The 12,064-nt window shown below is 64.5% G+C and carries 11 protein-coding genes and 1 pseudogene; 3 read left to right on the top strand and 9 right to left on the bottom strand.

Annotation, left to right across the window (positions count from 1 at the left end; genetic code table 11):
• The 6 genes and pseudogenes from HY852_RS19350 to HY852_RS19375 all read right to left on the bottom strand — a co-directional run.
• A pseudogene (locus tag HY852_RS19350) lies at positions 1-669 on the bottom strand (hydrogenase 4 subunit F); the annotation flags it as partial.
• Positions 666-1,328 carry a hydrogenase-4 component E gene (locus HY852_RS19355; RefSeq protein ID WP_291606403.1) on the bottom strand — a complete coding sequence of 221 codons (663 nt, stop codon included), beginning with the start codon at positions 1,326-1,328 and terminating at the stop codon, positions 666-668. The gene HY852_RS19355 and the pseudogene HY852_RS19350, both read right to left, overlap by 4 nt.
• 4 nt (positions 1,329-1,332) lie before the next feature.
• Entirely contained in the window at positions 1,333-2,289 is a 957-nt protein-coding gene (locus HY852_RS19360; protein WP_291606404.1) for an NADH-quinone oxidoreductase subunit H, read from the bottom strand.
• A complete protein-coding gene (gene hyfB, locus HY852_RS19365; RefSeq protein ID WP_291606405.1) occupies positions 2,286-4,286 on the bottom strand; it encodes a hydrogenase 4 subunit B in 2,001 nt (666 codons plus the stop codon). Before hyfB ends, HY852_RS19360 begins: the two co-directional genes overlap by 4 nt.
• 51 nt (positions 4,287-4,337) lie before the next feature.
• Positions 4,338-4,598, bottom strand: a complete 261-nt coding sequence (locus HY852_RS19370) for a helix-turn-helix domain-containing protein (RefSeq protein WP_291606406.1) — start codon at positions 4,596-4,598, stop codon at positions 4,338-4,340.
• Between the two features lie 306 nt (positions 4,599-4,904).
• Positions 4,905-5,411, bottom strand: a complete 507-nt coding sequence (locus HY852_RS19375) for a MarR family winged helix-turn-helix transcriptional regulator (protein ID WP_291606407.1) — start codon at positions 5,409-5,411, stop codon at positions 4,905-4,907.
• A gap of 179 nt (positions 5,412-5,590) precedes the next feature.
• Here HY852_RS19375 and HY852_RS19380 point away from each other — a divergent pair, with 179 nt between their 5' ends.
• The 3 genes from HY852_RS19380 to HY852_RS19390 are packed head-to-tail and all read left to right on the top strand — an operon-like array spanning position 5,591 to position 9,132.
• The gene (locus HY852_RS19380; RefSeq protein ID WP_291606408.1) at positions 5,591-6,631 is read left to right on the top strand and encodes a branched-chain amino acid ABC transporter permease; all 1,041 of its coding nucleotides are present in this window, start codon (positions 5,591-5,593) and stop codon (positions 6,629-6,631) included.
• A 3-nt stretch (positions 6,632-6,634) separates the two neighbouring features.
• Positions 6,635-8,404, top strand: a complete 1,770-nt coding sequence (locus HY852_RS19385) for a branched-chain amino acid ABC transporter ATP-binding protein/permease (RefSeq protein ID WP_291606409.1) — start codon at positions 6,635-6,637, stop codon at positions 8,402-8,404.
• Positions 8,401-9,132 carry an ABC transporter ATP-binding protein gene (locus HY852_RS19390; RefSeq protein ID WP_291606410.1) on the top strand — a complete coding sequence of 244 codons (732 nt, stop codon included), beginning with the start codon at positions 8,401-8,403 and terminating at the stop codon, positions 9,130-9,132. The genes HY852_RS19385 and HY852_RS19390 overlap by 4 nt, the downstream gene beginning before the upstream one ends.
• Positions 9,133-9,211: 79 nt before the next feature.
• Here the strand turns inward: HY852_RS19390 and HY852_RS19395 are convergent, their stop codons facing one another.
• The 3 genes from HY852_RS19395 to HY852_RS19405 all read right to left on the bottom strand — a co-directional run bounded on the left by HY852_RS19395 (position 9,212) and on the right by HY852_RS19405 (position 11,943).
• On the bottom strand, positions 9,212-10,363 hold the full coding sequence (locus tag HY852_RS19395) for an ABC transporter substrate-binding protein (protein ID WP_291606411.1): 1,152 nt from the start codon (positions 10,361-10,363) through the stop codon (positions 9,212-9,214).
• A gap of 203 nt (positions 10,364-10,566) precedes the next feature.
• Entirely contained in the window at positions 10,567-11,001 is a 435-nt protein-coding gene (locus HY852_RS19400) for a thioesterase family protein (RefSeq protein ID WP_291606412.1), read from the bottom strand.
• 180 nt (positions 11,002-11,181) lie between these two features.
• Positions 11,182-11,943: a 3-hydroxyacyl-CoA dehydrogenase gene (locus HY852_RS19405; protein WP_291606414.1), complete on the bottom strand. Its 762-nt coding sequence runs from the start codon at positions 11,941-11,943 to the stop codon at positions 11,182-11,184.
• Between the last annotated feature and the right edge of the window lie 121 nt (positions 11,944-12,064).

A 12,064-nucleotide genomic window follows, 5' to 3' on the forward strand; every position in this document is an offset into this window, starting at 1 on the left:
GAGGCCGATCTTGGTGCCGTAGCCGACCAGGAGGAAGACGAAGGCGAGCGACAACAGCCGCGGCTCGAAATTGCCGGCGCTGACGACCAGGAGATCCCAGCACATCGCCGGCAGGCCTTCGCCGATGACGTCCTGGGCGACGAGATAGGTGAGGATGGTGCCGAAGAACGCCAGCGCGATGCCGACGCTGCCGAGGATGAAGTATTTCCACGACGCCTCGATCGCCTCGGGCGTGCGATAGATGCCGACCATCATCACGGTGGAGAGCGTCGCCACCTCGACGCCGACCCACATGAGGCCGACATTGTTGGCGAGCAGCGCCACGTTCATGGCGGCCATCATCGCCTGGTACATGGCGTGGTAGAAGCGCAGGAACGCCGGCGTGATGCGGCCGATCTCCAGCTCGTGGGCGATGTAGCTCGCGCTGAACACGCTGGTGGTGAAGCCGACAAAGGTGGTCAGTACGATGAACACCTTGTTGAGATCGTCGACGAGCAGGTACTGCCCCGAGATCGGCTCGACCACGAACAGCGACAGCGCGGTAAGGAACGTCGCCAGCGCCGCCACGACGTTGAACCGCGCCGTGAGGCCATTGTCCGGCAGCAGCGCCAGCACCGCCGCAGAAGCGGCGGGTATCACCAGGATGGCCGTGAGCGCGTCAATCATCATCCACGTTCTCCGCGGAAACGATCCAGTGCCTGCACATCGACGCTGTCGAAGCGTTCGCGGATACGGAAAAGGAATATGCCAATCACGATGAAGGCGATCAGCACCGAGAAGGCGACGCTGATCTCGACGACCAGCGGCATGCCCTTGGCGCCGGTCGCGGCCAGCACAAGGCCGTTTTCGAGCGACATGAAGCCGACCACCTGGCTCACCGCGTTGCGCCGCGTCACCATGATCAACAGTCCGAGCAGCACCACCGACAGCGAAAAAGCGAGGTCTTCGCGCGCCAGCGCGTCTGCACCCGGCGTCACCCGGAGCATCACCACCATCGACAGTGCGACAAGGCCGATGCCGGCCATCATGGTGAGACCAACGCCGACCGCCGTCTCGATCTCGCGGTGAATGCCGAGCCTGACGATGATCCGGTGCAGCGCCACCGGAATGATGATCGCCTTGAATACCAGCGCGATCGAAGCGGTGAGGTAGAGATGGGGCGCCTCCTGCACAAAGGCCTGCCACGCCACCGACATCGCCAGCACGGTGGCATGCATCGCATACACGTTGAGGAGAGAATAGAGCCGGTCCTGATAGAGCATCACGAAGCTCGCCAGCACCAGCGACCCCGCGAGCAGATGGGCGATATCGAATTGCAGGCCGCTCATGGCTTCACAGGCTCCCCGACACAAACCGCAACAGGGTGGCAAGCAGCGCCAGCATCAGCGCCGCACCCAGGAATTCCGGGATCCGGAACACGCGCATCTTCGCGATCGACGTCTCGAACAGCGCCAGCAGGAAACCGCCGGCGGCGAGCTTGCCGAAATAGAGGGCGGCGCCGAACACAAACGCCTGAATGCCGGAATCGGCCGGCGCGGCGCCCCAGGGCACGAAGATGCAGGCGATCAGCGACACGTAGAGCAGCAGCTTGAGCTCCGAGGACAGATCGATCAGCGCCAGATGGCGGCCGGAATATTCCAGCACCATGGCCTCGTGCACCATGGTGAGTTCGAGATGGGTGGCGGGATTGTCGACGGGGATGCGGGCGTTCTCGGCCAGAGCCACGATGATCAGCGCGACCAGCGCAAGCCCGAGCGACACGCGCAAGCCGACTTCGCTCGAGCCCATGAATTCGGCGATCCTGGAGAGCTGGGTCGAACCGGCGATCATCGCCACTCCGAACACCGTAATGAGGATCGCGGGCTCGGCGAGCGAGGCGATCATCACCTCGCGGCTGGAGCCGATGCCGCCGAACGCCGTCCCGACGTCCATGCCAGCGAGCGCCTGGAAGAACCGCGCGCTGCCGAGCAGCGCGATGATCGCGATCAGGTCGGCGGTCCAGGAAAACAGGAGTCCGCTGCCGAACGTCGGCACCAGCGACGCCGCAACCCAGGTGCCGGCAAAGATCAAATAGGGAATGACGCGGAACAGCCAGGAGGCGTTCTCCGCGAGAACGACGTCCTTGCGCATGAGGCGGATGAGGTCGCGATAGGGCTGCAGCAGCGGCGGGCCCCGCCGGCGCAAGAGGCGCGCCTTCACCTTGCGCACGAAGCCGGTGAGCAGGGGCGCAAGCAGCAGGACGAGGAACATCTGCGCGCCCTGCGAAAGGATGTCGCGGAGCGTCGTCATAGCGCCACCACGAGAAGCAGGACGATCAATGCCACGAAGACCAGGGTCAAATAGCGGCGGATGGTGAGGAATTGCAGGACGTTGAGCCGCTCGGTCGCAAATCCGATGCCCTTCGCGATCGGCGCATACAACCCGTTCCAGATCAGATCGTGCACCTCGACGGTGAGGCGCGCCGGCGCGGCCGAAGAAGGCGGCGGCATTTCGCCGATCTCGCGCGCGGCGAAGATGACGCTGCCGAACACCCGGCGGATCGGCTGGGAAAAGCTCGAGGCGCTGTACTGGATCGCGGGATTAGGATCGGGGTAGCCGCAATCCCAGGCCGGTCCGCGGCGAAGCCGGTCCGAAGCCAGCCGGTGGATCGCCGAGGCCGCCGCGCTACCGCAGATCACGACGAACAGGAACACCAGCAAACCGTTGTACGAGCTGCGGCTTTCGGCGATGGGGACGATGGTCAGCCATTCCAGGCCCACCTGGTGCGGCATGACGTTTCCGACCATGGCCTTGCTCACCGGCGCAAGCGCATCGATGAAGAAGCCGGGCAGGATGCCGGTGATCAGACAGAAGAACGCAAGCAAGAACATCGCGCCCAGCGAAAAATGGTCGGTCTCGTTGGCCTCGGCGGCACAAGGACTTCGCGCCCGGCCGAGAAAGCTGATGCCGAACAGCTTGACGAAACAGGCCGCAGCGAACGCCGCTGCCAGCGCCAGGAGGCCGCCGACCGCCGGAATGATCAGCTTCAATCCCCAGCTCGGCAACTGCGGACTGAGCAGAATCGCCTGGAAGGTCAGCCATTCCGAGACGAAGCCGTTGAAGGGCGGCAGCGCCGAGATCGCGACGCAGCCGATCAAAACCGCGAATGCAGTCTGCGGCATGCGATGGATCAGCCCGCCGAGCTTTTCCATGTCGCGCTCACCGGTAGCGTGAAGCACGGCGCCGGCTCCGAAGAACAACAGGCTCTTGAACAGCGCATGGTTGAGGACGTGAAGCATGGCCGCAGTGAAGGCGAGCGCCGCCACCCAGTCGAGCCCTTCCGCCTTGAATGCCAGCGCGAGCCCGAGGCCGGTGAAGATGATGCCGATATTCTCGATGGTCGAATAGGCCAGCACGCGCTTGATGTCGCGCTGCATCAGCGCATAGAGCACGCCCATCGTCGCGGTCGGACCGCCGACCGCGAGAACAACCATGCTCCACCACCACTCGGGCGCCGGCAGCAGGTCGAACACGATGCGCACGAAGCCGTAGACGGCGACCTTGGTCATCACGCCGCTCATCAGGGCGGAGACGTGGCTTGGCGCGGCCGGATGCGCCAGCGGCAGCCAGGCGTGCAGCGGCACGAGACCCGCTTTCGATCCGGCGCCGAGCAACACCAGCATGAGAACGAGACTCGCGAGCGCCGCGGAGGGATGCGCGGCGCGCATCGCATCGAAATCGTAATTGCCGCCGCCGGCCAGCACGCCGAAGGCGAGCAGCAGGCATAGGGTGCCGAAGCTCGCCATCAACAGATAGACATAGCCGGCACGGACGTTCTCGGCCTCGCGGTGATGCGAGACCACCAGCGCCCAGGACGTCAGTGACATGAACTCCCAGGCGACCAGAAAGCTGAAGGCATCGTTCGCCATGACCACAATGTTCATGCCGGCGAGATAGGCCGGATAGAACGGCAACACGCGCCCCTGCGAGTCTTCGTGCCGGCCGTAACCCAGCGCAAACAGGCTTGCCGCAGCGCCGCCGAGATTGACCACGACGAGAAAGAACGCCGACAGCGCATCGATGCGGAAATGGGCGCCGAGCCAGGGCAGGCCGACCGGCAGCGTGGCATCCCACGTCGGATGGAAAGGATCGAGCAGGTTGATCAGCGCCGTGACGGCGAGCGTCAGGGTGACCACGAGGCAGCCGCCATACAGGACCGTCGAGCCGCGAGGGTGAACGGAAAGCGCGATGCCGGCCGGAGCCAGCAGCAACAAGGCAGCGACTGCCCATAGCGCCACGGAAATCACGGCATCACCCGGTTCGCGATCTGCCTGCGCGCCATTATTCCACCATGCCGCTCATCTGGAACCGCCCTGGGACTTAAGCCTGACGCCGCGCCCCCCACCGCTGCTGGCCGTACCCTCGCCGATCAACTCGATACCGGCAACAGCAAGCGCGTCTACCAGCTTCATCAGGGAATCGACATTACCGCGGATCACTCCTTCGGAAGCCTCCATCCGCTGAATCGTCGGCAATGACAGCGCGCAGCGCTGCGCGAGTTCGCGCTGGTCAATTCCCAGCAAGGCACGGGCGGCGCGGAGCTGCGCGGCAGTAATCACGGGATTGATGCCTCCAAAGGCAAATCCAGGAGCCTGATTCCATGGTTAAAGTATCTATTGTGATGTTTCAAGCATGACTTTGCATATTCCAAACATCATTGGTTCCACGGAATGTGTACAATCCAAGATGGCTTGCTGCTCCGTCTTGCCTGGCCTCCCGTTCATCCAGGTCGTGCGTTGGCAAAAGAGATGGTGCCGTCCGGGACCTGGCCCGGCATGACGAGCGAGAGGATGAAACAGGCTTGGCGACCCAGGTCTTGAGCCAGGTGCGTCTTGAGCCAGGTGCCGCAGCCGAGGAAAGTTCCCTCAGAACTCAGCGGCGATCTTGGTCAGCATCGCCAGAAGCGCGGTGCGGTTGGCGGGGCCCAGGAGCTCGTTCAGCCGCGCCTCGTGCTTGGTCGCGACCAGCTTCTTCGCGCGCGCCAGCACCGCCCTGCCCTTATCGGTGAGGACCAGAATGTGCGAGCGGCGATCGTTGGTGGAGCGCATGCGCATGCAGAGATCGCGACTCTCCAGATTGTCGAGCATCGAGACGAAGTTCGGCCGGAGGATGCCGAGCGTGTTGGCGATCTCGGTCTGGTTGCGTCCCGGATTGCGGTCGACCAGCAACAGGACGGAAAACTGTGCCGGCGTCAGCTGCAACGGTGCGACGCAGCGCAAAAAGTCCTCGAACACCTTGAGCTGGGCGCGTTTCATCAGATAGCCGAGGAGCTCGGACAGCTCGCCCATCTGCAGGGCGTGCTCGCTACCGCCCTCGCCCGCTTCCTTGCGGGTTTTGCTGGCTTCCGTTGCGGCGGTCTTGGAAACGCTCATCGCCTGGTGCTCACAATCCCGCTAGATTTGGGGCCGGCTACTTGCAGCCGCCCTTGAGATTATATTTAATAATTGTTATTGACCATATCAAATATTGGCAGCGGGTTTCAATGGCTGTCGTTGGACACTAGCGGCGCCAAGCTTGCAGGCGGTCCGACAAGGGAGGGGAGCGTCCGGTCTTGAACACCACCATCATGCTGTTCCTGGTTCAGGACGGCATCACCAACGGCGCAATCTATGCGCTCCTCGGCCTCGCGCTGGTGCTGGTGTTCGCCGTCACCCGCGTGATCCTGATTCCGCAGGGCGAATTCGTCACCTACGGCGCGCTGACCTATGCCTCCGTGGCCTCCGGCCAGATGCCGGGCACGGCCAAGCTTGCGCTGGCGATGGGCATCGTCGCTTTTGCACTGGACCTTTATGCAGCGCGCAGGGCCCTGCATGTGCGTCCCATCGCACGTGCCTTCCTCACCAATATTGTGTTGCCCGGCGCCGTGTTGGCGCTGACCTCCTGGGTGGTGAGCCGCCAGCCGCCGGTCGGCGTCAGCATTGCCTTGTCGCTGGTGATCGTCGCCGCCATCGGGCTGTTCCTGTACCGAATCGTCTTTCAGCCGCTCGCCCATACCTCGGTGCTGGTACTGCTGATCGCCTCGGTGGCCTGCCATCTCGCGCTGCAGGGATTGGGGCTGTTGTTCTTCGGCGCGGAGGGCCAGCGCGGCCCGGCTGTGCTGTCGACAGCTTTCACCGCCGGTACCTTGCGCTTCACCGGCCAGAGCATTGCCGTCTACGCCATCACCATCGCCTTCATCGTCGGGCTGTGGCTGTTCTTCGGCCTCACCCTGTACGGCAAGGCGCTGCGCGCCACCGCCGTGAACCGACTGGGGGCGCGTCTGGTCGGCATCCGCACCACTCTGTCGGGCCAGATCGCCTTCCTGCTCGCCTCGGTCATCGGCGCGCTGTCGGGCATCCTGATCGTGCCGATCACGACGCTTTATTACGACACCGGATTTTTGATCGGCCTGAAAGGCTTCATCGCCGCAATCATCGGCGGCCTGGTCAGCTATCCGCTGACCGCGGTCGCGGCGCTCGTGGTCGGCACGGTGGAAGCGTTCTCGTCCTTCTATGCCAGCAATTTCAAGGAGGTCATCGTCTTCACGCTGCTCATCCCGGTGCTTCTGCTGCGCTCGCTGGCGGCCCCGGCAGTCGAGGAAGAGAAGGACTAAGCGATGAGAGAGCGTCTGCCGATCATCATCTTTGCCATTGTTGTGGCGGCGATCCCGCTCATTCCGGGCGTGCCCCCGTTCTGGATCGTGCTTCTGGACAACATCGGGCTGGCGGCGCTGGTGGCGATGGGTCTCGTGCTGCTGACTGGCGTCGGCGGTCTCACCTCGTTCGGCCAGGCGGCGTTCTGCGGTTTCGGCGCCTACACCACCGCGGTGCTGTCGACGGCCTACGGTCTGTCGCCCTGGCTGACGCTGCCGCTCTCGCTGCTCGTCAGCGGCGTCGCCGCGGTCCTGCTCGGCCTGATCACGGTGCGGCTGTCGGGTCACTATCTGCCGCTCGGCACGCTGGCCTGGGGCCTCGGCCTTTTCTATCTGTTCAGCAAGCTCGAATTCCTCGGCCGCAATGACGGCATCTCCGCCATCCCGCCGCTGTCGATCGGCTCGTTCCGGATGCTCGATCCCGGCTCGATCTATTACGCGATCTGGGTCGCCGTGCTGATCTCGGCCCTGCTCACCACGAACCTTCTGGACTCCCGCACCGGACGCGCCATCCGCGCGCTGCGGCGCGGCCATGTCGCGGCGGAGGCTTTCGGGGTGCAGACGCCGCGCGCCAAGCTCCTGGTGTTCATTCACGCCGCGGTGCTGGCCGGCCTGTCCGGCTGGCTCTATGCGCACCTGCAGCGCGCCGTGAACCCGACGCCGTTCGGCGCGCAGGCCGGCATTGAGTATCTCTTCATCGCGGTCGTCGGCGGCGCCGGCTACGTCTGGGGCGGCGTGCTCGGCGCTGCGATCGTCGTCATTCTCAAGGAGGTGCTGCAGAGCTACCTGCCGCTTCTCCTGCACGGCTCCGGCCAGCTCGAGACCATCGTGTTCGGCATCCTTTTGATCATACTCCTGCAGCTTGCGCCCGCCGGCGTGTGGCCCTGGCTGGTGGCACGCCTTCCGCTCAAGCCGGTCGGCAAGCGGCCGGACACCTCGCTGGCCCTGCCCGCGCGCGCAAGAACGCCGAGCGAGGGAGGCGTCCTCCTCAAGATCGACAACGCGCGCAAGCAATTCGGCGGCGTGATTGCCGTCAACAGCGTCTCCTTCGACGTCCAGGCGCGCGAGATCGTCGCCCTGATCGGTCCCAACGGCGCCGGCAAGAGCACGACCTTCAACTTGATCACGGGGGTGCTGACCACGACCGGCGGCTCGATTTCCGTGCTGGGCAGGAAGATCGACAACGCGCCGCCGCAGGAAGTGGTCAAGCTCGGCATTTCCCGGACCTTCCAGCACGTCAAGCTGGTGCCCGACATGACCGTGCTGGAGAACGTCGCGATCGGCGCGCACCTGCGCGGGCACTCGGGCCCCGTGTCCAGCATGTTGCGGCTCGACCGCGCCGACGAGGAGAAGCTGCTGGCGGAGGCCGCACGCCAGATCGAGCGCGTCGGCCTTGCCGACCAGATGCACCAGCTTGCAGGCAGTCTCTCGCTCGGCCAGCAGCGCATCGTGGAGATCGCCCGCGCGCTGTGCGTTGATCCGATGCTGCTGCTGCTCGACGAGCCGGCGGCCGGCCTGCGCCACATGGAAAAGCAGCGGCTCGCGGCGCTGCTGCGGGACTTGCGCGACGGCGGCATGAGCGTGCTGCTGGTCGAGCACGACATGGGCTTCGTGATGGATTTGGCCGACCGCATCGTGGTGCTGGACTTCGGCACCAAGATCGCCGAAGGCACGCCCGAGGCGATCAAAACCAATCCCGCGGTGATCAAGGCCTATCTGGGAGTGGCGGCATGAGAGCACTCCTGTCGGTTTCAGACGCGCACGTGTCGTACGGCAAGGTCGAGGCGGTACGCTCGGTCTCGCTCGAAGTGGCCGAAAACGAGATCGTCACCATCGTCGGCGCCAACGGCGCCGGCAAGACCACGCTGCTCAGCGCCGTCATGGGCATCCTGCCGCTCAAGGGCCGCGTCACCTTTGGCGGCGAGAACCTGGCGCGGCTCGAGATCGAGGACCGCGTCGCGCTGGGCCTTGGCCTCGTCGCCGAGCACCGCGAATTGTTCGTCACCATGAGCGTCCAGGACAATCTCGAGCTCGGCGCCTTCCGGATTGCCAAGGCGAAAGCGAAGATCTCGCTCGAGCGGGTGTATGCGCTGTTCCCGCGGCTGAAGGAGCGCCGCAAACAGCTCGCCGGCACGCTGTCGGGTGGCGAGCAGCAGATGCTGGCGATGGGCCGAGCGCTGATGGGCGCGCCAAAGCTCTTGATGCTGGACGAGCCGAGCCTGGGCCTTGCGCCGATCATCGTCGCCGACATCTTCCGCATCGTCGGCGAACTGCGCGCCAGCGGCGTCTCGGTGCTGCTGGTCGAGCAGAATGCGCAGGCCGCGCTCAGGATCGCCGATCGCGCCTATGTGATGGAGCTCGGCGAGTTCGTGCTGAGCGGCCCAGCCAAGGACGTTGCGGCCAACGAGGCGGTGGCCGCGAGCTATCTCGGCTTCCACCACGAGGGCGCGAGCGCGATCTAGTCACGAGCTACAGCGTCAAGAAAGAGCCAGCCTCCGCTCGGAGGCTGGCTCATATCGATCAGCGTCCTTTACGCCCGGCTCACTTCGCCAGCGTGTACTTGCCGTTCTTCACGGTGAGCAGGATGCGCGCGCGCTCGTCGACGCCGTAGCGGTCCTTTTCGGTGAAGTTGTAGACGCCCTGGCTCGCGGCGATGTCCTTCTCGGTCAGAAAGGCCTGCCGGATGGCTTCGCGAAATTCCGGCGTACCGGGTTTCGCCTTCTTGAGCGCGACCGGAATGACGCGCTCGAGCACAAGGAACGCGTCGTAGGCATGGCCGGCGAACTGGCTGCGGCTGTTCGGGCCATACTTGCCTTCATAGGCCGAGTTCAGCGCGAGGCCCGGCTTCTTGGTGAGCGCGCTGTCGGGCTGATCTTCGGGATCCATCACCGGGCCGGAGGCCATCAGGACGCCCTCGGCCGCCTTGCCGGCGATGCGGATGAAATCCATGCTGGCTGCGCCATGGGTCTGATAGATCAGCCCCTTGTAGCCGCGGTCGCGCAATTCGGTCTGCGGCAGCGCGGCGGCGGTGCCGGAAGCGCCGACCAGAATGGCGTCGGGATTGGCGGCGACGAGCTTGAGCACCTGTCCGGTCACCGAAGTATCAGGACGCGCATAACGCTCCTCATCAACCAGGGTCATGCCCATCGGCACGGCCTGATTTTTGAAATCGTTCAGCCAGAGATCGCCATAGGAATCGGAATAGCCGATATAGCCCACCGTCTTCACGCCCTTGGCCTTCATGTGCTCATATATCACCTTGCCCATGATCGGCACCGGCTGCGGCATCACCACCGACCATTTCGCGCGTTCCGGGGTGACCGGGAGCGGCGCGAGACCGAAATGCGGAATGCCGGCTTCATTCGCGACGTTCGACACCGCAATGGTTGGCGGCGTGGTCGACGAGCCCATGATGATGTCGGCCTTGGATTCCGTCACAAAGCGCCGCGCATTGGTGGTGGCGTTGGTCGGATCGCCGCCATCGTCGAGCACGATCACCTTCAGCGGCACGCCGCCGATCTCCTTTTTCACGAATTCCAGCGAGTTGCGCTCGGGGATGCCGAGCGCAGCCGCCGGCCCCGTGGTGGTGACGGTGATGCCGATTGTGATCTCATTGGTCTGCGCCGAGGCCGGCAGCGCCGGCAGAGCGAGCGATGCCGCGGCGAGCGCCGCCGATAGATAGAACCTTTTCATGCTTTCCTCCCTGTAATCTCTATTTCAGCAGAACTCTTTTTTATTCAGCACCGCCTTTTGGTGAGGCGGCAACTTGAACGACCTCTTTCACCTTTCCCGAGTGGGGGAGAGGTCGGATCGCCGAGGGCAATCCGGGCGAGCTTCGCTCGTCTCGACCCCGCAAGCGGGGAGAGGGAGCGCAGCGCGCCGCTTCCAATCCGATTTCATCGGGTGCTCGATTCACCTCCCAGGAATTTCGCGACGATCTCCGGCGGGAACGGCGCGGATTTCAGCCTGTTCGGATCGGCCGGATCACGGCCGACCAGGACCCGGGTCTCGAAGGCTTCGATAGCCAGCGCCTCGCCCTTGAACACGTCGTGCTTCACCTCGAAACTCGAACGCTTGATGCTCTCCACCCGGCTTTCGATCCTGATCCAGTCGCCATGGGTCGACGGGACGTAGAATTTCGCCCGCGTGTCGACCATGGGGATGCCCACCAGGCCGTATTTGTGGACGAGATCCTGCTTCGAGTAGCCGGCGGCCTCGAACATGATCGAGGTGGAGTCGTCGAACATCTCGAAGTAGCGCGGGTAATACACGATGTTCGCCGGGTCGCAGTCGCCCCACTGGATCTGCACGTCGCGCCGATTGACGAACATGAATCACCTAACCCAATCGCGCCGCAACGGTGGTGCACTCCCTCTCCCATTGGGAGAGGGCTGGGGTGAGGGGTTACGGACTATCGTTAGAGTGAAACCCCGCACCCGACGCTTCGCGCCGACCTCTCCCGAAGGGAGAGGTAAGATCCAGATCGCGGCAAGACGTCGATTCATTCAGACTTACTTCGGAGCCATGCGTAGCGAGGCGTCGAGCCGCACCACTTCACCGTTGAGGTAGGGGTTCTCGATCATGTGCTGCGCGAGCGCGGCGAATTCGTCTGGATCGCCGAGCCGGCGCGGGAACGGGATCGACGCCGCCAGCGAATCCTGCGCTTCCTGCGGCAGGCCCGCGAGCAGCGGGGTCAGGAACAGGCCTGGCGCGATCGTCAGCACGCGAATGCCGAACTGGGCGAGTTCGCGCGCGATCGGCAGCGTCATGCCGACGATGCCGCCCTTGGAGGCCGAATAAGCCGCCTGCCCGATCTGGCCGTCGAAGGCCGCCACCGAAGCGGTGTTGATGACGACGCCGCGTTCACCGGTCGCAAGCGGCTCGAGCTTGCTCATCTCGGCGGTCGCAAGGCGCAGCATGTTGAAGGTGCCGAGCAGATTGACCTTGATCACCTTGTCGAAATCGGCGAGCGCCATCGGACCGTCGCGGCCGATCACGCGCTTGGCAACGCCGATGCCGGCGCAGTTGACCAGGACCCGCGCCGGGCCGTGCGCCTTGGCGGCCTGGGCCACGGCGGCTTCGGCCGAAGCGGCATCAGAGACGTCACACACCACCGCAACGCCCTTGAGCTCCGCGGCGACGCTTTCGGCGAGCTTGGCGTTCATGTCGCAGATCGCGACCCTGGCGCCTTGCGCGGCAAGCCTGCGCGCAGTCGCCGCGCCCAATCCCGATGCGCCGCCGGTGACGATGGCTGCCTGATCCTTCAACTGCATGACTCTCTCTCCTTCGAATTTCCTGCGACGCTACGAGGTATGATCTGGATCGGTCGGTATACTCCCTCGCCCCGCTTGCGGGGAGAGGGCTGGGGTGAGGGGGAGTCTCCCCCCCACACCC

The sequence above is a fragment of the Bradyrhizobium sp. genome, from assembly GCF_016213215.1.
Lineage (GTDB): Bacteria > Pseudomonadota > Alphaproteobacteria > Rhizobiales > Xanthobacteraceae > Bradyrhizobium.

Excerpts from the sequence above, each read along its gene's own strand:
- HY852_RS19355 (WP_291606403.1), bottom strand. The coding sequence starts at position 1,328 with ATGAGCGGCCTGCAATTCGATATCGCCCATCTGCTCGCGGGGTCGCTG.
- HY852_RS19360 (WP_291606404.1), bottom strand. The coding sequence starts at position 2,289 with ATGACGACGCTCCGCGACATCCTTTCGCAGGGCGCGCAGATGTTCCTC.
- HY852_RS19375 (WP_291606407.1), bottom strand. The coding sequence starts at position 5,411 with ATGAGCGTTTCCAAGACCGCCGCAACGGAAGCCAGCAAAACCCGCAAG.
- HY852_RS19385 (WP_291606409.1), top strand. The coding sequence starts at position 6,635 with ATGAGAGAGCGTCTGCCGATCATCATCTTTGCCATTGTTGTGGCGGCG.
- HY852_RS19390 (WP_291606410.1), top strand. The coding sequence starts at position 8,401 with ATGAGAGCACTCCTGTCGGTTTCAGACGCGCACGTGTCGTACGGCAAG.
- HY852_RS19395 (WP_291606411.1), bottom strand. The coding sequence starts at position 10,363 with ATGAAAAGGTTCTATCTATCGGCGGCGCTCGCCGCGGCATCGCTCGCT.
- HY852_RS19400 (WP_291606412.1), bottom strand. The coding sequence starts at position 11,001 with ATGTTCGTCAATCGGCGCGACGTGCAGATCCAGTGGGGCGACTGCGAC.
- HY852_RS19405 (WP_291606414.1), bottom strand. The coding sequence starts at position 11,943 with ATGCAGTTGAAGGATCAGGCAGCCATCGTCACCGGCGGCGCATCGGGA.